This window comes from Mesorhizobium alhagi CCNWXJ12-2 (assembly GCF_000236565.1).
Classification (GTDB): Bacteria; Pseudomonadota; Alphaproteobacteria; order Rhizobiales; family Rhizobiaceae; genus Allomesorhizobium; species Allomesorhizobium alhagi.
This window is the reverse complement of record NZ_AHAM01000218.1, coordinates 1-18558: the sequence shown is the minus strand read 5'-3', so window position 1 is coordinate 18558 and position 18558 is coordinate 1. Positions and strand designations below refer to the sequence as shown.

Annotated in this window: 20 protein-coding genes and 2 pseudogenes; 1 reads left to right on the top strand and 21 read right to left on the bottom strand. The window is 61.8% G+C overall.

All coding sequences use genetic code 11. The annotated features are described in order from the left end of the window. Nucleotides 1-10: 10 nt before the first annotated feature. The 8 genes and pseudogenes from MAXJ12_RS24665 to MAXJ12_RS24630 form a co-directional block, all read right to left on the bottom strand. Nucleotides 11-814 (bottom strand): carbon-nitrogen hydrolase family protein, encoded by an 804-nt coding sequence (locus MAXJ12_RS24665; protein WP_008838777.1) that lies wholly within the window; start codon nucleotides 812-814, stop codon nucleotides 11-13. A gap of 101 nt (nucleotides 815-915) precedes the next feature. Continuing rightward, nucleotides 916-1881 (bottom strand): LysR family transcriptional regulator, encoded by a 966-nt coding sequence (locus MAXJ12_RS24660; protein WP_244421587.1) that lies wholly within the window; start codon nucleotides 1879-1881, stop codon nucleotides 916-918. 171 nt (nucleotides 1882-2052) lie between these two features. Next, nucleotides 2053-2199, bottom strand: a pseudogene (locus MAXJ12_RS24655) (aminotransferase class V-fold PLP-dependent enzyme); the annotation flags it as partial. Continuing rightward, a complete protein-coding gene (locus MAXJ12_RS24650; protein ID WP_008838774.1) occupies nucleotides 2192-2671 on the bottom strand; it encodes a RidA family protein in 480 nt (159 codons plus the stop codon). The pseudogene MAXJ12_RS24655 and the gene MAXJ12_RS24650, both read right to left, overlap by 8 nt. Nucleotides 2672-2687: 16 nt before the next feature. After that, nucleotides 2688-3476: an amino acid ABC transporter ATP-binding protein gene (locus MAXJ12_RS24645; protein ID WP_008838773.1), complete on the bottom strand. Its 789-nt coding sequence runs from the start codon at nucleotides 3474-3476 to the stop codon at nucleotides 2688-2690. Between the two features lie 4 nt (nucleotides 3477-3480). Further along, nucleotides 3481-4128, bottom strand: coding sequence for an amino acid ABC transporter permease (locus MAXJ12_RS24640; RefSeq protein WP_008838772.1), 648 nt, complete (start codon nucleotides 4126-4128; stop codon nucleotides 3481-3483). A gap of 3 nt (nucleotides 4129-4131) precedes the next feature. Next, on the bottom strand, nucleotides 4132-4797 hold the full coding sequence (locus MAXJ12_RS24635) for an amino acid ABC transporter permease (RefSeq protein ID WP_008838771.1): 666 nt from the start codon (nucleotides 4795-4797) through the stop codon (nucleotides 4132-4134). A 69-nt stretch (nucleotides 4798-4866) separates the two neighbouring features. Continuing rightward, nucleotides 4867-5745 (bottom strand): transporter substrate-binding domain-containing protein, encoded by an 879-nt coding sequence (locus MAXJ12_RS24630; protein ID WP_040587787.1) that lies wholly within the window; start codon nucleotides 5743-5745, stop codon nucleotides 4867-4869. 140 nt (nucleotides 5746-5885) lie between these two features. Here MAXJ12_RS24630 and MAXJ12_RS24625 point away from each other — a divergent pair, with 140 nt between their 5' ends. Further along, nucleotides 5886-6701, top strand: a complete 816-nt coding sequence (locus tag MAXJ12_RS24625; protein WP_008838769.1) for an IclR family transcriptional regulator — start codon at nucleotides 5886-5888, stop codon at nucleotides 6699-6701. 507 nt (nucleotides 6702-7208) lie between these two features. Here the strand turns inward: MAXJ12_RS24625 and MAXJ12_RS35650 are convergent. The 13 genes and pseudogenes from MAXJ12_RS35650 to MAXJ12_RS24560 all read right to left on the bottom strand — a co-directional run bounded on the left by MAXJ12_RS35650 (nucleotide 7209) and on the right by MAXJ12_RS24560 (nucleotide 18073). Beyond that, nucleotides 7209-7891: pseudogene (locus tag MAXJ12_RS35650) on the bottom strand (NAD(P)/FAD-dependent oxidoreductase). A 146-nt stretch (nucleotides 7892-8037) separates the two neighbouring features. Further along, entirely contained in the window at nucleotides 8038-9024 is a 987-nt protein-coding gene (gene dhaK / locus MAXJ12_RS24615) for a dihydroxyacetone kinase subunit DhaK (RefSeq protein WP_008838767.1), read from the bottom strand. A gap of 63 nt (nucleotides 9025-9087) precedes the next feature. Further along, on the bottom strand, nucleotides 9088-9516 hold the full coding sequence (locus MAXJ12_RS24610; protein WP_008838766.1) for a hypothetical protein: 429 nt from the start codon (nucleotides 9514-9516) through the stop codon (nucleotides 9088-9090). Between the two features lie 2 nt (nucleotides 9517-9518). Then, nucleotides 9519-11105, bottom strand: a complete 1587-nt coding sequence (gene ptsP / locus MAXJ12_RS24605; RefSeq protein WP_008838765.1) for a phosphoenolpyruvate--protein phosphotransferase — start codon at nucleotides 11103-11105, stop codon at nucleotides 9519-9521. Next, the gene (locus tag MAXJ12_RS24600; RefSeq protein ID WP_040587779.1) at nucleotides 11089-11400 is read right to left on the bottom strand and encodes an HPr family phosphocarrier protein; all 312 of its coding nucleotides are present in this window, start codon (nucleotides 11398-11400) and stop codon (nucleotides 11089-11091) included. Before MAXJ12_RS24600 ends, ptsP begins: the two co-directional genes overlap by 17 nt. Before the next feature lie 17 nt (nucleotides 11401-11417). Beyond that, the gene (dhaM, locus tag MAXJ12_RS24595; protein WP_008838763.1) at nucleotides 11418-11807 is read right to left on the bottom strand and encodes a dihydroxyacetone kinase phosphoryl donor subunit DhaM; all 390 of its coding nucleotides are present in this window, start codon (nucleotides 11805-11807) and stop codon (nucleotides 11418-11420) included. Further along, the gene (dhaL, locus tag MAXJ12_RS24590; protein WP_008838762.1) at nucleotides 11804-12427 is read right to left on the bottom strand and encodes a dihydroxyacetone kinase subunit DhaL; all 624 of its coding nucleotides are present in this window, start codon (nucleotides 12425-12427) and stop codon (nucleotides 11804-11806) included. Before dhaL ends, dhaM begins: the two co-directional genes overlap by 4 nt. Next, entirely contained in the window at nucleotides 12424-13440 is a 1017-nt protein-coding gene (locus MAXJ12_RS24585; RefSeq protein WP_008838761.1) for an ABC transporter ATP-binding protein, read from the bottom strand. The genes dhaL and MAXJ12_RS24585 overlap by 4 nt, the downstream gene beginning before the upstream one ends. Next, nucleotides 13433-14530, bottom strand: a complete 1098-nt coding sequence (locus MAXJ12_RS24580; protein WP_008838760.1) for an ABC transporter ATP-binding protein — start codon at nucleotides 14528-14530, stop codon at nucleotides 13433-13435. Before MAXJ12_RS24580 ends, MAXJ12_RS24585 begins: the two co-directional genes overlap by 8 nt. Before the next feature lie 3 nt (nucleotides 14531-14533). Next, nucleotides 14534-14740 (bottom strand): hypothetical protein, encoded by a 207-nt coding sequence (locus MAXJ12_RS24575; protein WP_008838759.1) that lies wholly within the window; start codon nucleotides 14738-14740, stop codon nucleotides 14534-14536. Then, nucleotides 14737-15684, bottom strand: coding sequence for a carbohydrate ABC transporter permease (locus MAXJ12_RS24570; RefSeq protein WP_008838758.1), 948 nt, complete (start codon nucleotides 15682-15684; stop codon nucleotides 14737-14739). Before MAXJ12_RS24570 ends, MAXJ12_RS24575 begins: the two co-directional genes overlap by 4 nt. After that, nucleotides 15681-16649 carry a carbohydrate ABC transporter permease gene (locus MAXJ12_RS24565; protein ID WP_008838757.1) on the bottom strand — a complete coding sequence of 323 codons (969 nt, stop codon included), beginning with the start codon at nucleotides 16647-16649 and terminating at the stop codon, nucleotides 15681-15683. Before MAXJ12_RS24565 ends, MAXJ12_RS24570 begins: the two co-directional genes overlap by 4 nt. 92 nt (nucleotides 16650-16741) lie before the next feature. Beyond that, nucleotides 16742-18073, bottom strand: coding sequence for an ABC transporter substrate-binding protein (locus MAXJ12_RS24560; protein WP_008838756.1), 1332 nt, complete (start codon nucleotides 18071-18073; stop codon nucleotides 16742-16744). Nucleotides 18074-18558: the final 485 nt, after the last annotated feature.

Genomic DNA, 18558 nt, shown 5'->3' with positions numbered 1-18558 from the left:
AAAGCAATCCTTACATCACATGGTGCTGAGCGACCGGGACGTCGCGACGCACTTTGTCGATGCGCGCCAAGTCCAGGCTGGCGGATGTGGTCCCAACGCCATCAGAACACTGCGCGATCATGTGGCCCCACGGATCGATCACCATCGAGTGGCCCCAGCACCATTTCTGGCCGTCAGCGTGAGCCCCGGTCTGACCGACGGCGACGAAATAGGTCTGCGTCTCGATTGCCCTGGCGCGGGACAGCACTTCCCAGTGGTCCTTGCCGGTCATCAGCGTGAAAGCGGCCGGCAGCACGATCACTTCTGCCCCTCTGTCGCGAAGCGCGCGGAACAGCTCGGGAAACCGGATGTCGTAGCAGATTGCACAGCCCACGGTCGTGTCACCAACCTTGTACGTCACGACGTCCTCGCCGCGGCTGATCGTGTCCGACTCGCGGTAGGAAATGCCGCCTGGAGCGTCTACGTCGAACAGATGGATCTTGCGGTATTTTGCTATCTCTTGGCCATCCGGACCGAAGACAATCGAGGTGTTGAAATGATTGTTGCCGGACTTCTCCACCATCGAACCGGCGTGGAGCGTGACGCCTAGTTCCTTTGCGAGCGCAGCCATGCGTTTGTAGACCGGGCCGTCAGGAAAAGCCTCGCCACTGCCATGGACGGCATCACGCCCCTCACCCAGGAAGGCAAAATATTCCGGCAACACGACAAGGTCAGCTTTTTCCGCCGCGACCACTTCGCGCACCAGCCGTTCGGCTTCGTCAAGGTTTTTGGCCTTGTCCGCATCCGAGTTCATTTGAATGAGACTGACTTTCATCGACATCCTCCGCGTCTGAGTTGGCGAAATCTCAGGTCGCAGGGTGTGTTTTGGCAAACGACAAAGAACTATCGTGAGTGATAGAAAAATCTTGTGTTGCTTTAGTCGGGTGGCGTGTTGGGGATCTGCAGCGACGCTTCCCGGGCGATCACCGACAAGATCGACGGGATGATATTTTCAGGGTCGTCCGCATAAACCGCGTGTAGTTTCAGCGGTGGAAACTCCGGTACGATCGAAATGATTTCGAGAATACCGGCGTCGACCGTTGTCGCCACCATGGGTGTGGGCAACAGCGCCACGCCAACGCCGTCGCAGGCGAGCCTCAACATGGCTGACAGCGAATTCGAGTTGGAAATAACCGGTGGCGAGATACCGAGTTCCTCGAACTGCCGCAACAGCCAGATATGCGGAATGCTGTTGCGCGAAAATGTCAGGACGGGATGTGCCTGCAAATCCTCGAGGCCGAGCTGCTTGCCGCCGAGACCGAATTTCGGCGCTGCGACCCATACGCAATTCATGCTGGCGAGATCGATATTCTTCAAGCCCGGTCGCAGAACCGGCCCCATGAGAAGAGCGAGATCCAGTTTTCGCTCGGCGAGTTCCGCCCCGATCCCTAGCGACGTGTCGACGTTGAGATCGAGCGCGAGGGATGGAAACCGCACTTTCACCATCTCGATGAACCGCGGCAGCCAGGCATGCACGACGGAGTCAATCGTGCCTATCCGGACTGTAGTCTTGAGTTGCTCTGGATTGCCAATGGATACCTTGAAACTTGCAGCGGCGCGCAGCAGTTCCTCCGCCGGTTGCAAGGCACGCTGCCCTATCGTCGACAGACGCACGCCACCGGGAATGCGCTCGAACAATTCGCACCCCATTTCCGCCTCGAGCGTCGCGATGCGGTTCGATACCGCAGCTTGGGTGGCATTCAAACGATCGGCCGCGGCGCGAAAACTGCCGAGCCGCGCTACCCAGACGAAGGTTTCGACGAAAATTAGATTCATTGGTGACCAAACGCTCTGGAATAAGACTGTTTCACCGACAGAAGGCGGCCGAAGAAGCGAGTTCACACCCCGGTGAACATCGGCACACAAAATGCCCTCTCGCAACGGGGAATGCCCGGTCTGGGCCGGTCAGGAGGTCAGGAGCGCCGATTCTTGCAGGTATTATAGGCGCCAACTGCCAGATCCGATTTACGCGCCGCCGGAATTCAGCGCGGCCGGTCCCGACCGCTCTGCTACGGCCATTGCCAAAATGGCCTCGGGGACCATGATCGAGCCGCCCGGCGCTGTCATGGTGGTGGACACATTGATGATCGGCCGCAGGCCCAGACGTTCGCGTTTCGTCTGGTTGCGCTTGGCTTCGGTGAGATCTGAACCGTTATCCATGACTTTTTCCTTCGGAGAAAATTTCGACGATGGCCTCGATCTCGACGGTGATGTTGTTGGGCAGCGAGGCGACGCCGATCGACGTGCGCGCATGTATGCCCCTTCCCCCGAACACCTCGACCAAGAGGTCCGAGCAGCCATTGATGACGCGGGGATGGTCGGCGAAGTCGTCGGTGGCGTTGACGAAACCCTGGAGCTTCACGAACTGCTTCACCCGGGCGAGGTCGCCGAGATGCGCGGACAGGACCGACAAGATGTTCAACCCGGTGAGTCTCGCATGCTCGTAGGCCGCTTCGACGCTGACGTCGCGGCCGACCTTCCCCTTGTAGAGGACGCCGTTGCGATCGAGCGGGCCCTGCCCCGAGACATAGAGTATATTGCCAACCTGCAGGACGTTGCGGAAGGTGCCGATCGGCGCCGGAACCGGCGGAAGCTCGAAGTGGAGCGCGGCGATCTGGTCATGGGATGACATGGTGGCCCTGAGTTTCTCAATGCAGATGGCTGGTTCTGAAACGCGACAGAAAGGCGTCCAGCCGCTCGTTGGACCCCGCCTGCGCCATCAGTTCCTTGGGCGGACCCTCGGCAGAGACCTTGCCGTCGTCCATGAAGACGATGCGGTTGCTGGCGTCGCGGGCGAACGCGATCTCATGGGTCACCATGAGCATGGTCATGCCTTCCTCGGTCAGTTGCCTCACGACATCGAGAACCTCGTTGACCAGTTCTGGATCGAGCGCCGAGGTGATCTCGTCGAGCAGCAGGATCTTCGGCTCCATGGCGACGGCTCTGGCGATCCCGACCCGCTGTTGCTGGCCTCCCGAAAGTTCCGACGGCAGATTGTCGATGCGGTGGTCGAGGCCAACCCGCGTGAGCCAGTGCTCGGCGATTTCACGGGCCTCCTGTTTCGATTTCTTGCGCACCTTGACCAGTCCCAGCATTACGTTCTGGGCCGCAGTGAGGTGCGGAAACAGATTGAAGCTCTGGAACACCATACCGGTTTCGGCGCGCATGCGGGCGAGGTCGGTTTCGCCGCGCCGCTGGCGGTTGCTGCTGTCGCGGAACCCGACTTCCTGGCCGGCGATCTGGATCGAGCCGTGCTCGTAGGTTTCGAGGAAGTTCACGCAGCGCAGCAGCGTCGTCTTGCCGCTGCCCGAAGGTCCGATGATCGAGACCACTTCTCCCTTGCGCACGGTCATGCTGATACCTTTGAGGACGTCGATCTGTCCGAATGACTTCTGCAGGCCCTCGATCTTGAGCAGCGGCCGTTCGTTTGCGTCCATGGTCTCAGTCCCGAATGTATGCGTAGCGCCGTTCCACGTACCGGCTGGTCAGCGACAGCGAATAGTTGATCACGAAATAGATGACGGCACCGAGCAGATAGAGTGGCATCGCCTCGTAGGTCCGCCCGATCACCTCGTTGATCGACTGCATGAGATCGACGACGCCCAGCAGCGAGATCAGCGCGCTTCCCTTGACCGCATCGGTCACGCCGTTGATCCACGGCGGAAGGAAGCGCCGTATGGCCTGTGGGAAGATGACGGATTGCAGGCGCTGGAGGAAGGTCAGGCCGATCGCCTTGCCGGCCTCCATCTGTCCCTTTGGGATCGACGAAATCGCGCCTCGCGCATATTCGATCACCTGGGCCGCCTTGAACAGTGTCAGGGCGACCACGCCGGCCCAGAACGAGTCGATAGCGATGCCCAACGGCGGGGAGCCGTAATAGACGACGAATATCAGCACGAGAATCGGAATGCCGCGGATGCAGTCGCTGAAAAGCCGGACGAGCCATTGAACCGGACGCGGGCCATAGACCAGCCCCACCCCAAGGATCACGCCGATGACCAGCGAGAACACCACGACGAGGGCGGAGACCCAAAGGGTGATCAGGAGCCCCTGCAAAAGAAACGGAAGGGCATAGAGAACCGCCGCCATTGGCTAGCGCTCCGCCCTGAAGCGACGTTCCATCAGCCGCAGTCCGAACAGGATCCCATAGCCGGTGACCAGGTACATGACGGTCGTGACGATATAGACCTCGACGATCCGGAAAGTGTTGAAGTTGATCCATTGCGCGCCGTAGGTCAGCTCAGGCACCGAGATGACGGAGGCCACGGAGGTGTCCTTGAACAGTGAGATGAACGTGTTCGACAGAGCGGGAAGGGTTATTCGCGCCATGGTCGGCAGGCGCACGTGGAGCAGGCGCTGCAAGGGCGTCAGCCCGATCGCCTTGCCTGCGTCGATCTGCCCGCGCGGCACTGCCTCAAGCCCGGAGCGGAACACCTCGACGAGATAGGCGCCCGCATAAAGCGACAGCGTTCCCACGAACGACACCGTCGCGCTGTAGGCAAAGTCGACGACCGTGGGGATTCCGTAGAAGACGATATAGACCAGGAGGATCAGCGGCACGTTGCGGATAAATTCGACATAGGCCGAAATTACTCCCCGCACGACCCTGCCGGCGGAGACATACCAGATAGCCAGTACGAGCCCGATGATCGCGCCGATCAGGATCGACAGCACGGCCAGTTCCAGGCTGAGGATCAGCCCCTGCCACAGTTTGTCGAAATGCCTCCAGATGAGATTGAAATTGAGGTGATAATTCATTCAAGCTTCGCTGGACTGTCGCATCGGCAGGAAGTGCGCCCGGCCATTGTGGTGGCCGGGCGGTCGCGATCAGATACTCGGGAAGCCTGGCTTGCGCTCCGGTGGCTGGACGCCGAAGTAATCCTTGAAGGCCTTATCGTAGAGTTCGTTCTGGTGGCCGAACATGGCGATGCTGAAGGCGGTGTTGACGAATTGCAGCCAGTCCAAGTCGCCCTGTCGGACGCCACCGCCATAGAGCATGCTGTTCCACTGCTTGCCTGCGTCGAAATACCGGTCCGGGTTCCTCGAGACCAGCCAGCGCACGTTGGAAAGGTCGACCGCCGAGGCGTCCGCACGGTTCGAATCGAGCGCTTGAAACACATTGGCTTGGGTATCGATCTGCATCACTTGCGCCTCGGGCAACGCCTTATGCACCGTCGTCTCGGCGTCGACATTCTGCAGGATGGCCACCCGGGCGTCGCTGCCTTTCGCCTTCAGTTCGTCATAGGTCTTCGCCGCCGCATCCGGCTTGGTCATCAGCGCGACGCCTTCGACATAGTAGGGCCGGGTGAAATTGATGAGTTGCGCGCGCACGCCTGAGATCGTCATGAACTGCAAGGTGATATCGACCTTGCCTGTGACAATGTTGGGAATGCGCTGCTGAGCATCTTGTTTGACGAATTCGATCTTGGTCGGGTCGTCGAACAGCGCCTGGGCGAGAATACGGCCCATGGTGATGTCCATGCCTTCCAATTCGCCGGCGTCGTTCTCGAAATGCCATGGGGCATTCGTGCTTCCAGTGCCGACGATGAGGTGACCCCGGTCGAGCACGGTCCGCAAGAGGCTGTCACTCGCTGCCTGTGCGGCTGCCGCTTTCGGGTTCAAAACGACCGAGGTGACGGCCGCACCAAGCGCCATTCCTCCAAGTCCGAGTTTCAGAATGTCGCGGCGTTCAGTTCCTGCTGTCATTGATGCCTCCACATTGTTGATGTCGTTCAATTCTCTGGGTGGTCTTGCATAGTCTTATATACTGGACTATGTTCTTATATTTAAGACGATACATCAGCGCGGATGTGCTGGCAACCGCGATAGCAAAGGATTGAGCACTGGTGGCGAAGCATGTTTCCAAAACCCGCACTGCACGGGGGCCGCGGGAACGCGGGGTCGACCGAGTCCTGAAGCTGTTTTCCTATTTGCAGGAAAATGGCGCTCCTGTCCGGTTGGCCGAACTGCCGCTTGCGCTGGATGCCCCCAAATCGACCATCTACGACCTGGTGAGCATTCTGGCCGAAGCAGGACTGCTCGAACTCAGGGGTAAGGACAGTCAGGTCTATTTCGGCAAACTGATGCATCTTTACGGTGCGAGCTATCTTCGGGCCAACGACGTCATGGCCCGCGGCAGGGAGATGGTGGATGCGCTTGCGAAAGAAACCGGTGAGACGAGCGAACTCTGCATCCGCCTCCGCGGCAAACAGGTCATCGTGCATGCTTGCCCCGGTTCCCGGCCGCTGCGGATCAGTTCGGAGATCGGCTCTCAGATTCCAATCCCTTGGACCGCTTCCGGTCGGCTGATGCTGTCACACATGTCCTTGGCGGAGATCAAATCGATTCTGGGGGACGAAGACCGCACGATGCCTAATGGTGCGCCTATCGACATCGAAGCGTTCGCCGCCGAATGCCATGCTTCCAAGAACCGCCCGCTTGCCATGACGGTCGGCATGATAAACAGCTTCACCCAATGTCTCGCGGCGCCAATCACAAATCACGACGGCCTGATCGAGGCGACGATATGCTTCGTTCTACCAATAGATATTTCGGACGAAAAAAGGGGCGAGCTGGAATCAAGATTGATAGAAGCATCAAGATCGATATCTCTGGCGGGCTCCAGAGGTGTCGCCGGTACCGGCGAGCGCTCAATGATGTAACCCTAATCCGGTGAGCGAAAAACCGCCAAGGATGCAACGGCATCGTCGACGATGACGCACCCGTGCAAAAGTCCCGGGACGGCCCGTCCGCGGATTTTCGACCGCCGCCTATGGTTCTGCGTACTAACTCCTGAAGATCCTTTCCGAAAGCCGCCCTTCGGCCGGGCATGTTCGCGAAGCAGACAGCCACCTCCGGCATGGTGTGGACGTGGCGACGCCATTTGCCCGCGTCTCCGATCGGTTCAGGCGATATTTGATGCGACAACCCGCCGAGTGAGCGAATTTTTCGGGATTCAACTTGGAGAGAAACCGACGTCGCAATCGGCAAACTGACGCCTGTTCAAATTGGCGAAACATTCCGCCTCGTTTCAGATGAGGCCACCGTAGAACTTCATCGACCTGCGATGATTGCGCCAACCATGCGAGCCGCCACCGGCGCCAGCTCAAACCGAGATGGCGGTGGCCGAACGCCAAGAACGACATCGTTGCCGCGGCGCGAGGGACGGATCACCGGAACAGAATCCGGCATCGAGAGGCGAAGCCGAGCCAGGTGCGATCGGGTTTGCCGAGGTCAGGAAAGATGTCGCGCGCCCCACGTTCGAGCAGTGCGATCCTATGCGAATTGGCAGGAGCGGACAGGCCGCCAAGCTCCACGGTTCCCGCGACGCGCAGCCGCCCGCTTATTGGCACGAGATAGAACCCGCGCTCGGTCGGACAGACCGGGCGCGACACCTGCGGCGTCTCCATGTCGAACTCGACATGATGGCCGCGCTCAGTGTCAAGCGGCACGTGGCCGCCCGCCTGCGCAGCCAAAGCCTTCGAATGCGCACCGGCGGCAATGACGACCGTTTTCGCGACAAGGTCGAAGGCGTCGCCGCCGATACGCACGCCGCCGTCGATACGCTCGATGCGTTTCGCCCTGGCGGCGCGATGAAGCGAACACCGGCCGCAGCCGCGGCTTTGGCTAAGCGCTTCATCATCTCGCCCGGATCAGTCAGGTTGACTGCGTTTGGGAACAGCACACCACCGCCCTCGTATGGCGGTAGGTTCGGCTCGACTGCCGCGACCTGATTGGCGGACAGGAATTCCTGCGGGATGTCGTGCCGTGTCCGTAGGGCGATGTCGGAGGATGCGGCGGCGAATGCCTGCTTCGAGGCGTAGAGATAGAGACAGCCATTCTGCTTAAGCAGGTCGCCGGCCCCGACTGGACCGAACCAGCCGCTCGACCAGCAGGCGCGGCCGCCCTTTACCTACTCATCGAGGAGCCGGGCCGGCTGCCGACGGTCCACCGTTTCGGCCTCACCCCACTTCCGATAACAGATTGGCTTCACCTGAGTTACATGCCCCACCTCAGAGCAGCCGTATGCACCGGCGCATCCCAAAGTTTTGCTGCGTGGTCATCTAGAATGGTGAGGGTTATCGAAGCGCCGGCCATATCGAGCGATGTCACGTAAGAGCCGACCATCGAGCGGGCAATGGTGACACCGTGCTTCTCGAACATCTTTCGTGCGCTGTTATACATCAGATAGAGTTCCATCGACGGCGTCGCGCCAAAACCGTTGACGAAGAGTAGCGCGTTTCCCTTTGCGGCCGCGCCCAGGTCGTCTACGATTGCGGCGCAGATCTCCTCCGCGATGGCATCGGCCGGCAGGAGCTTGCCGCGGCGGCGGCCGGGCTCGCCGTGGATGCCGACACCGAATTCCATTTCGTCTTCCGCGATCTCGAAATTGGGCTTGCCGGCGGCGGGAACGGTGCATGAGGTCAGCGCCACTCCCATCGAGCGGGTCACGCGATTGACCTTGTCGCCGAGCTCCTTCAGCTCCTTCAGCGCCAGGCCTTCTTCCGCCGCCGCGCCCAGAATCTTTTCGACCACAAGCGTACCGGCGACGCCGCGCCGGCCGGTCGTGTAGAGCGAATCCTCAACCGCCACGTCGTCATTGGTGATCACCTGCATGATGCCTTCCGACATTTCGGCAGCCATGTCGAAATTCATCACGTCGCCTTCGTAGTTCTTGACGATGAAAAGGCACCCGGCGCCCGTGTTAACCTCGGCCACCGCTTCCATCATCTGGTCCGGCGTCGGCGAGGTGAAGACCTGACCTGGGCAGGCGGCATCCAGCATGCCGTGGCCAACCAGCCCCCCGTGCAGCGGCTCGTGCCCGGAGCCGCCGCCGGAAATCAGGGCCACCTTGCCGGATTTCAGAGTCTTGCGCCGGATGAACTTATGGCCGCCGCCCAACGTGACAATGTCCGAGTGCGCCGCTGCGAATCCGTTGAGGCTTTCCGTCAGCACGTCATCGACGGCGTTGATGAATTTTTTCATGGTCTCCCTCCCGTTTGCCATGTCGGCGGCGTCGAGCGCCGGTAGTCGCAACCCGGCGTGGGTTCATCCGCCCTTGCCGGCGATGCTGGTAATCCTGTGGATGAATTCGTTGATGGCGCGGTCGAGCGCGGCGTTCTGCTTGTCGTCGCCCAGATCCGGCACGGTCAGCGAGATATGGCGCATGCGGCGCATCGAGCCGTCGACCGGGGCCTTGCCCGGGTGCGCGATGCGGTAGGCGGCCAGGAACGCGTCACGCTCTGGCGCGCCGAAATGGCACACCGAAAAGATAGCCGGCAGGTGCTTCGGGGGGATCGGCGTCGAATAGCTTGGACTGGTAATCTGGGTGATAAAGCTGCGGTGTTTTCCCAGCACGTCGGCGAGACGCTGGCGCGTGCCGGATGGACGCTGCTCAATGACGGCCGAAAGCACGCATTTGTAGGCGCGGATCGCGGCCTCGGCGTCGACTGGATCGGGCGGCGTTCCTTTCGCCATCTCTAGACCGCAACGCCGGCAATAGCCGCCTTGACGAGCGCCAGTTGTGCCGGGGCGACAGAAAGGTCGCGCAACCCTGCCTCAAGCAGGCAGGGTATCGCGGCCGGATCGCCGCCTGCGTCGCCACACAGGCTGACCGGGATGTCGTGCAGCCAGCCGAATGCGGCGACGGAGGCGATCAGACGCAATACCGCGGGATTCGTCACTGAATTCAGCGCCGCCACCGCGGTGTTGTCGCGTGCGGCCGCCATCAGATATTGCGTCAGATCGTTCGAGCCGATCGAGAAGAAGGCGGCGTCGCAGAACAGCTCCGGCGCGATCGCCACCGACGGCACCTCGACCATGAGGCCGAGCGGCGGCATGGCGTGCGGCACGCCGGCCCCGGCGAGGTTGCTGGCTTCCTCGGCGAAAAGCGCTGCGGCGCGCGCATATTCCTCTGGCACAGCGATCATCGGGAACATCACCTTCAGATTGCCGTGCACGGCCGCCCGCAGCAACGCACGTATCTGTACGCGAAAGACTTCGGGCCGCGCGAGCGACAGGCGGATGCCTCTGAGGCCCAGGAACGGATTGCTTTCCTCGACGGTAAAGCCCGGCACCGGCTTGTCGCCGCCGGCGTCGATGGTGCGGATCGTCACCGGCTTGCCCGCAGCCCATTCGAGCACTGTTCGATAGGCGAGGTACTGCGTCTTCTCGTCGGGCAACCCCTTGCCGAACAGGAACTCCGTGCGCATCAGGCCGACGCCGTCGCAATTCGCTATGTCTATGCGGTCGACGTCGGAGGGATCGGCGACGTTGACCAGCACGTGCACCGGCACGCCGTTCCCAGTCGTCGCCGGCCTCATGACGCTGTCTTCGGCGCGGCGGCGACGTTCGCCATAGGCGGTCGAGGATTTGCGGAAACTCTCGATGTCGCCGTCCGTGGGTTGCAGCACGATGGCGCCCTGCTCGGCATCGAGCAAGGCCATGCCGCCGATGTCCTTCACTGCGCTGCCGAGGCCGACCACCATCGGTACGCCGCGCGAGCGCGCCAGCATTGCCACATGGCTCGCCGAGCTGCCCTTTGAGAGCGCGATTCCGCCGCCCGCCGACCAGTCGGTCGCCAGGAAGCGCGTCGGCGCGATGTCCTCGCCGAACAGGATCGCACCCGGCGGAGCGGTCCTGTCCCCGGCGGAGGTCAGCGCGTCGAGCACCTGCTGGCGGATATCCCTGAGGTCGGCAGCCCGCGCCCGGAAATACTCGTCGTCCGCCGCTTCGTAGCCTTCTATCTGCTCGGCCAGCGCATCGGACCACGCCTTATCTGCCGGTGCTCCCATGCTGATGGCGTCGAAGGCCGGCCCTGAAAGCGAAACGTCGGCAAGCATCGCGAGCTGGAACTCCAGCATGTCGGCCGCCTCGCCGGCCGAGGCTGCTGCAAGCACAGCGAGCTGCTCCGACGCCGCCTCCATCGCGGTCCTCAGCGCTGCAGCTTCGCCCTCTGCTGAACCTTTGGGACGATAGCTGGCGACGTCGCTCTCCAGGCGGAAGACCGGACCTTCCGCATAGCCTCCTGACGCGGGCGTTCCGGTTAGCCTAAGCGGTCCGGACATGGGCTTCGCCCTCGACCGCCTCGTCGAAATCCCGCTCGACCAGCGCGACCAAAGCCTTGACGGCACTGTCGGCGCCTTCACCGCTGGCCCTCAGGTGCAGAACCGTACCCTTGGGCGCCTTCGCCGCCATCACCTTGACGATGCTTTTGGCGTCAAACCACGGCCCTTCGGGAGTGAGCGCCACCTCCACGTCGGCCGCGAAGGTTTTCGCCAATTTGGTGAACTTCACCGAGGGTCGGGCATGGAGCCCGACCTCGTGCTTGATTTCGACCTGTGCCGCTGCTTTTGCCGACATTATTGCTTCCTGTTCATTCATGCCGGCGCAAGCTCATGCGCAGTCGCCACGACTTCCTTGAGCGAAGCCCCGCCCGACGCTTCGGTCGCGGCCATCACCGCTCCCTCGACGATCGGCGCATTGCATATCACGATGCGGCTTGCCCGCGGCTCGCCGATCATCTCGATCGCCATCTCGCTGTTGGTCTCGGCACCGCCGAGATCGACGAGAATCGCAACGCCCGCCTCCGACCAAGCCTTCTCGATCGCCTCCATGATCGCGCCGACCTGCGTTCCGAGCCCGCCGTCCGGGTTGCCGCCGCACCAGGCGAGCGGCACCTCTTCACCGACCATCTGGCGCACCATGTCGGCGGTGCCTTCGGCGATCTTGAGCGAATGCGAGACGATGACGATGCCGACATTATTCATACGCGCGGCTCCAGCGTTCCGGCGATGGCTCTCGTAATCAGCGCCGAGGAACGCGCCCCGGGGTCCATATGGCCGATCGAACGGTCGCCGAGGACCGACGCGCGGCCGCGGATTGCTTTCAATGGCTTGGTCGCTTCGGCCGCTTGATCTGCAATGTCCGCTACCTCCGGCGTGGTCTTGCCCGCCGCGACCGCGGTCTGCACCGGATAAAGCACGTCGAGCATGGTTTTTTGGCCGGCCTGCGACTTGCCGCGCGCAGCGACGGCGTCGATGGCCTTGGCAAGCGCCGCCGAAAAATCGGCACGGCCGGGCTCGGCCGGCAGCTCCTTGCCCAGCGCCATGAACAGCGTTCCGAACAGCGGTCCGGACGCGCCGCCAACGGTCATCACCAGCTTGGTGCCGATCGCCTTCAGCGCCTCTGGCAGCGGCTTTTCCGCCAGCGTCGCCGTTTCGGCGCGCACTGCCTCGAAGCCCCGCTTCATGTTCAGTCCGTGGTCGCCGTCGCCGATCGCCTGGTCGAGCGCCGTCAGCTCGTCGGCATGCGCTGCCATCGTGTCGGCGACCGCCGTGATCAGCGTCGTAAGATCGATATTCGTCACGGCCGCGGCATCCATTGTCATCCTGCAATCCTTTTGCCTGCGCCGTCGAAATAGAGCGGGGACCTCAGGCGCACAGTCACCCGGTCGCCCCTCTCGAACAGCGTATCGGGATCAGTCAGCGTCACCAGCTTGCGATTCCCAACCGTCACATGCAGGTGGTTCTGGTCGCCCAGATGCTCGACCCAGTCAACCGTTCCGTCGGCATGGCTGTTCGCCGCCTTGCGGATGGTCAGGTGCTCGGTGCGCGCGCCGATGGTCCTGGTGCCTGCAGGCGCGGCCGTTTCAGGCAGCAGGTCGGCAGGCAACAGGTTGATCGCCGGCTGGCCGAGCCGGGCGGCGACATGCAGGTTCGCCGGCTCGGTATAGATTTCTTTCGGCGTGCCGATCTGCACCAGCCGACCCTCGGCGAGGATGCCGATGCGGTCGGCCATCGTCATCGCCTCGATCTGGTCATGCGTGACATAGAGCATGGTCGAGAAAAGCTCGGCCTGGATGCGCTTGAGCTCAAGTCTCAGATCGCCTCGCAGCTTTGCATCGAGCGAGGACAGCGGCTCGTCCATTAGGTAGATGACCGGCTTGCGCACCAGCGCACGGCCGATCGCCACGCGCTGCATCTCGCCGCCCGACAGCTTCGTCGACTTGTTCTCCAGCTTATGGTCGATGCGCACCAGCTTCGCCACGTCGGCGACACGGCTGTTGATCTCGTCCTCGGTCAGCTTACGCGCCGGCGAGCGCAGCGGGAAGGCGAGGTTCTCGGCGACTGTCAAATGCGGGTAGAGCGAGTATTGCTGGAACACGAAGGCGACGTCGCGCGAAGCCGGCTCGAGCTTCGTCACGTCGCGCCCATCGATGACGATGGAGCCGCTGTCGGGCCGCTCCAGTCCGGCGATGAGGCGCAGCGTCGTCGTCTTGCCGGCGCCGGTCGGACCGAGCAGCACGACGAACTCGCCGTCCTTTATGGAGAGCGTCAGCTCGTCGACGGCTTGCGTGTCGCCGAATGCCTTTGACACGCCGCGCAGCGAAACGTCAGCCATGCGCCGCTTCCCCTCTAGCGCCGGTGCGGATTGCCCGGCCTGAAGCCTTTTCGAACAGCGACAGACGCTGGGCATCGAACGAAAGCCCGACCGGTTCACCCATGCGCAGCTGGATGTCTGCGGGTACCCGCGCCTTCAGCATCCCGTCCACAGTCTCGACAGCCACGATCTGCGTGGTGCCGAGATATTCGGTGCCGTAGATCGAGCCGCGCAGCTTCGAGGCATCGTCGAAGCGGATATGCTCGGGCCTGACGCCCAGCACGAAGTCGGCCGGCGCGAAATCCTGGCGGATTTCAGGCACTGCGACGCTCGCGCCCTGGATCACAATCTCGTTGGCGCCCTTCTGCAGCCCGCCGTTGAATTTCAGAAAATTCATCGGCGGCGAGCCGATGAAGTCGGCGACGAACATCGTCGCCGGATGATTGTAGATTGCCTTCGGCGTGCCGAACTGCTCGATGACGCCGTGGTTCATCACCGCGATCTTGTCGGCCATCGCCATGGCCTCGTGCTGGTCATGCGTGACATAGACGGTGGTCGCGTGGATCCGGTTATGCAACTCGCGCAGCTCATGCACCATAAGGTCGCGGAACTCCGCATCCAACGTGCCGAGCGGCTCGTCCATCAGGAAACATTTTGGCCGCCTGACGATGGCGCGGCCAAGCGCCACGCGTTGACGGTCGCCGCCGGCTAGCCCGGATACCGGCCGGTCGAGCAGGTTGTCGATGCGCAGCAGCTTCGCCGTCTCCTCGACGCGCTGCCTGATTTCAGCCTTGGACATGCCTTGCGCGAGCAGCGGAAAACCCATGTTCTTACGCACGTTCATATGGGGGTAGAGCGCGAAAAGCTGGAAGACGAAGGCGATGTCGCGCTCGCGGGCCCTGAGCATCGTCACCTCTTCGCCGCCGAGCAGGATTTGTCCTCCGGTCGGCAGCTCGAGGCCGGCGATCATGCGCAGCGTCGTCGTCTTGCCGCAGCCCGACGGCCCAAGCATGACGAAGAACTCGCCGTCATTGACGACGAAGTTGGAATCCTGGACCGCGACGAACGATCCGAATTCTTTCCTCAGGTTCTGGACGCGTATCTCGGCCATCGCCTACTCCGGGAACTTTGAGACGATGATGAACATCGCGGTGCCGGCGAGCATCGTGACGAACGACCAGGTGTAGAGCGTCAGCGCGAATGGCTGGAACAGCATCAGGAAGCCGATGCCGATGACCGCTGTCGCGACGTTTTCGAGCAGCCCGCGGCGCAGCCAGACGGGCCAGTTCGACCGGCGCTTCTTTGTCACAACCGTGCTCATTTGCGCACCGCTCCGAATGTGATGCCGCGCAGGAGCTGCTTTCTGAGGAGGATGGTGAACACCAGGATCGGCACGAGGAAAACTGTCGTTCCGGCGGCGACGGCCGGCCAGTCCTGCCCGCCCTCGCCGATAATGGTCGGGATGAAGGGCGGCGCGGTCTGCGCCGTGCCGGAGGTCAAGAGCGACGCGAAAGCATATTCATTCCAGGCGAAAATCAGACAGAAGATCGCTGTCGCCGCAATGCCTGTAGTCGCCTGCGGCAGCACCACCTTGCGGAAGGCCTGCAGCCGCGTGTAGCCGTCGATCATCGCGGCTTCCTCGTATTCGCGAGGGATCTCGTCGATGAAGCCCTTGAGCAGCCACACCGCCAGCGACACGTTGACCGCCGTATAAAGCAGGACCATGCCGAGCGCCGTGTCGGAAAGGCCGAGTTCGCGGTACATCAGGTAGATCGGGATCGCCACGGCGATCGGCGGCATGAAGCGCGTCGACAGGATGAAAAACAGCAGGTCGTCGGCGAGCGGCACGCGAAAGCGCGAGAAGCCGTAGGCGGCGAGCGTGCCGAGGAACACAGCGCAGAAGGTTGAGCCGAAGGCGATGACAAGCGAGTTTACAAAGCGTGGCAGGAAGTTCGAGGGACCGGCGATCACCATGTTGCGCTTGCGCGTGGTCTCGTCGCAGAAGCTCGTCGCCGGCGGCAGCGCGTTGATATACTCCGGCGTCTGACGCGTGCGCGTGGTGAACAAATTGCAGTAGCCCTCGATCGACGGGGTGAAAACGACCTTCGGCGGATAGGCGATGGAATCCGGCGGCGTTTTGAAGCTCGTCGCGAAGATCCAGAACAGCGGGATCATCGAGATCAGCGCATAGATGACGACCAGCGTCGCGGCGACCCGTTTCGATGTTGTGCTCGGCTCGACCACCGAATGGGCGGCGGCGCTCATCGGCTTTTCACCCTGTTCAGCACTTTGACGTAGATGTTGGCGAGCCCGAAGACGGCGACGAAGAGGATGATGGCGAAAGCGGAAGAAAAGCCGGTGCGCCATTTCTCGAAGGCTTCGCGCTTCAGCGTGATCGACGCGACCTCCGTCGTCGAGCCCGGCCCGCCGCCGGTCAACAGGTTCACCATGTCGAACATCTTGAAATTCTCGATGCCGCGGAAGAGCACAGCGAGCATGATGAACGGCAGCGCCATCGGCAGTGTGATCGACCAGAACTGCCGCCAGTTTGAGGCGCGGTCTACCTCCGCCGCCTCGTAGATGTAATCCGGGATGGAGCGTAAGCCGGCGAGGCAGATCAGCATCACGTAGGGCGTCCACATCCATGTATCGACGATGATGATGGCCCACGGCGCGAGGGTCACAGAGGACAGCATCAATATCTCTGTCGGCGGGATGCCGGTGAAGAACGAGACGATATAGGCGAAGAGCCCGATCTGCGGTTCGTAGAGGAAGCGCCAGAAATTTCCGACCACCGCCGGCGACAGCATCATCGGAACGAGGATGATGGTCGTCCAGAAGGCGTGGCCGCGGAATTTGCGATCGATGAGATAAGCGAGGGCAAAGCCGATGACGGTTTGCAGCAGGATCGTCCAGAAGACGAAATGCGCCGTCGCCTGCATGGCGATCCAGGTGTCTGTGTCGGTCAGGATGCGTGAATAATTGGAGAGCCCGATGTTCTTGATCGGCTCGTTCGGCCGGTTGGCGCGGTAGTTGGTGAAGGAGAGCTGGATCGCCCAGATCAGCGGGAAGATGTTGATCGCGAGCAGGAGCACGATCGTCGGCGCGATGAACAGCCATGCGACCGTCCGGTCGGAAATGCCGCGCACGCGCTTCGCCAGCGTTACGGGCGTCGCCCGCGCCGCAGCTTCCGCCGCCCGATCCAATATCGACGAGGTTGTGTCGGTCACGACAGGTTTTCCGCTGGACACGTCTTGCATGTTTCAGGTGTCTCCGCCCCGCACCCCTCTACACGGCGCGGGGCGGGCTTGGGAGGCGACGGCTATATCTTGCCGTCGTCCTGGAAGACTTCAGTCCAGTCTTCCACGAGACCGTCGAGCGCCTCCTTGGAGGTGCCCTGACCGGCCACGACATAGTCATGGAAGCGCTTCTGCGAGGCCTGGAGCAGCGAGGCGTAGCTCGGCTCGGCCCAGAAGTCCTTCACGATCGCCATCGATTGCAGGAAGGTCTTCGCGTAGGGCTGGCTGTCCGGAAAGGCCGGGTCCTCGACCACCGACTTCAGGCAGGAGAAGCCGCCGAGCGACCACCACTTCTTCTGCACTTCGGGATTGGCGAACCACTTGATGTATTTCAGCGCCGATTCCTGCTTGTCGGAGTAGGAAACGACGGAAATGCCCTGACCGCCGAGTTGGGCGAACTGCTCGCCGTCGGGACCTGCCGGGTTGGCGAAGAAGCCGACCTTCTCGCCGCCGACCGCCTCGTCCTTTTGCAGGCCGGGCCAAGTGAAGGCGAAGTTCATGTGCATCGCGACCTGGCCGGATTTGAAGGCGTCAACGCCTTCGCCCATGTAGCTGTTCGACGCGCCGGGCGGCGTGCAGCAGTCGTAGAGCGACTTGTAGAATTCAAGGCCCTTCACCGATTTCTCGGAGTTGACGAAGCCTTCCATTTCGTAAGGTTTGTCGGGATTCTCGTAGTTGAAGCCGTAGGAATAGAGCACGTCCATGACGCCCATGGTGACGCCTTCGGAGCCGCGCTCGGTGTAGATCGAGGCGCCATAGACCTTCTTGCCGTCGATCTCGCGGTTCTGGAAGAACTCGGCGACCTGTTTGAACTGGTCGAAGGTGGCCGGCGCGGCCAGGTCCCAGCCGAATTTCTCCTTGAATTCCTTCTGCAGGTCGGGATTGGAGAACCAGTCCTTGCGATAGGTCCAGCCGACCACGTCGCCCATCGCCGGCAGCGCCCAGTAGTTCGGGGTGCCCTTCGGCCACTGCGAATAGCCGACCACCGTCGCGTCGACGAAGTCGCTCATCTTTATTCCCTCTTTGTCGAAGAAATCGTTGAGCTTGACGTAGTGGCCGTTCTCGGCCGAGCCGCCGATCCACTGGCTGTCGCCGATAATCAGGTCGCACAGTTTGCCTTTGGAGTTGAGCTCGTTGAGGAAGCGGTCTGCATAGTTGGTCCACGGAACGAACTCGAATTTCATGCCGATGCCGGTCTGCGCAGTGAAGTCCTTCGACAGTTCGACCAGCGCGTTCGCCGGATCCCACGCGGCCCAACAGAGCGTCAGGTCTTCAGCCTGGGAAACGCCCGTCATGGCCGACGAGGCAAGCAGCCCCGCGGTCAGGCCGAGCGACATTTTCAATGTCGATTTCATGCCTACCTCCCATTAGCGAAACTGTCCGGTTGACGGTTTCAGAGCTCTAACCCCTCTCCTCAGGGGCCTCAAACCGCTAGGTGCGATGTTGAGTTGTTTGTTTAGTAAACGCGCAATTTACTAAACACGCAAGAGGGAAAGTGTGCTGCGGCGCACAACGCGTCGGCCGCTGAACTGATCTCGCAATCGCTGATGCTTCTAGGCTTGCCTGCCTCGAGCTGGGCAACCATCGAACGTGCGGCCTCTTGCGCCGGCGGTGCCAGGTGAAGACCGGTATCGTGGTCATACCATTCGCGTTCCTCTGTCACATACGGCGTACGAGGCCGGCAGTGGCCTTGAAGTGTCGCGCAAAAGTGTCACCGGCGAAACCGGCGGATACCCGCCAGTCCGCTCAATGAGAAAGGGACGGCTACGGCAAAGTGAACTGGGTGAATCAATGCAAAAGCCCGCTGCGGGAGGAGGTGCAGCGGGCTTTCTATTTGGGC

Bases quoted from the DNA above. Each gene is read 5' to 3' on its own strand.
- MAXJ12_RS24645 (WP_008838773.1), bottom strand. From the start codon at position 3,476: ATGGACGCAAACGAACGGCCGCTGCTCAAGATCGAGGGCCTGCAGAAG.
- MAXJ12_RS24610 (WP_008838766.1), bottom strand. From the start codon at position 9,516: ATGGCGAAAGGAACGCCGCCCGATCCAGTCGACGCCGAGGCCGCGATC.
- dhaL (WP_008838762.1), bottom strand. From the start codon at position 12,427: ATGACAATGGATGCCGCGGCCGTGACGAATATCGATCTTACGACGCTG.
- MAXJ12_RS24650 (WP_008838774.1), bottom strand. From the start codon at position 2,671: ATGTCATCCCATGACCAGATCGCCGCGCTCCACTTCGAGCTTCCGCCG.
- MAXJ12_RS24570 (WP_008838758.1), bottom strand. From the start codon at position 15,684: ATGAGCGCCGCCGCCCATTCGGTGGTCGAGCCGAGCACAACATCGAAA.
- MAXJ12_RS24560 (WP_008838756.1), bottom strand. From the start codon at position 18,073: ATGAAATCGACATTGAAAATGTCGCTCGGCCTGACCGCGGGGCTGCTT.
- dhaK (WP_008838767.1), bottom strand. From the start codon at position 9,024: ATGAAAAAATTCATCAACGCCGTCGATGACGTGCTGACGGAAAGCCTC.
- MAXJ12_RS24585 (WP_008838761.1), bottom strand. From the start codon at position 13,440: ATGGCTGACGTTTCGCTGCGCGGCGTGTCAAAGGCATTCGGCGACACG.
- dhaM (WP_008838763.1), bottom strand. From the start codon at position 11,807: ATGAATAATGTCGGCATCGTCATCGTCTCGCATTCGCTCAAGATCGCC.
- ptsP (WP_008838765.1), bottom strand. From the start codon at position 11,105: ATGTCCGGACCGCTTAGGCTAACCGGAACGCCCGCGTCAGGAGGCTAT.
- MAXJ12_RS24600 (WP_040587779.1), bottom strand. From the start codon at position 11,400: ATGTCGGCAAAAGCAGCGGCACAGGTCGAAATCAAGCACGAGGTCGGG.
- MAXJ12_RS24635 (WP_008838771.1), bottom strand. From the start codon at position 4,797: ATGAATTATCACCTCAATTTCAATCTCATCTGGAGGCATTTCGACAAA.
- MAXJ12_RS24640 (WP_008838772.1), bottom strand. From the start codon at position 4,128: ATGGCGGCGGTTCTCTATGCCCTTCCGTTTCTTTTGCAGGGGCTCCTG.
- MAXJ12_RS24575 (WP_008838759.1), bottom strand. From the start codon at position 14,740: ATGAGCACGGTTGTGACAAAGAAGCGCCGGTCGAACTGGCCCGTCTGG.
- MAXJ12_RS24580 (WP_008838760.1), bottom strand. From the start codon at position 14,530: ATGGCCGAGATACGCGTCCAGAACCTGAGGAAAGAATTCGGATCGTTC.
- MAXJ12_RS24665 (WP_008838777.1), bottom strand. From the start codon at position 814: ATGAAAGTCAGTCTCATTCAAATGAACTCGGATGCGGACAAGGCCAAA.
- MAXJ12_RS24630 (WP_040587787.1), bottom strand. From the start codon at position 5,745: ATGACAGCAGGAACTGAACGCCGCGACATTCTGAAACTCGGACTTGGA.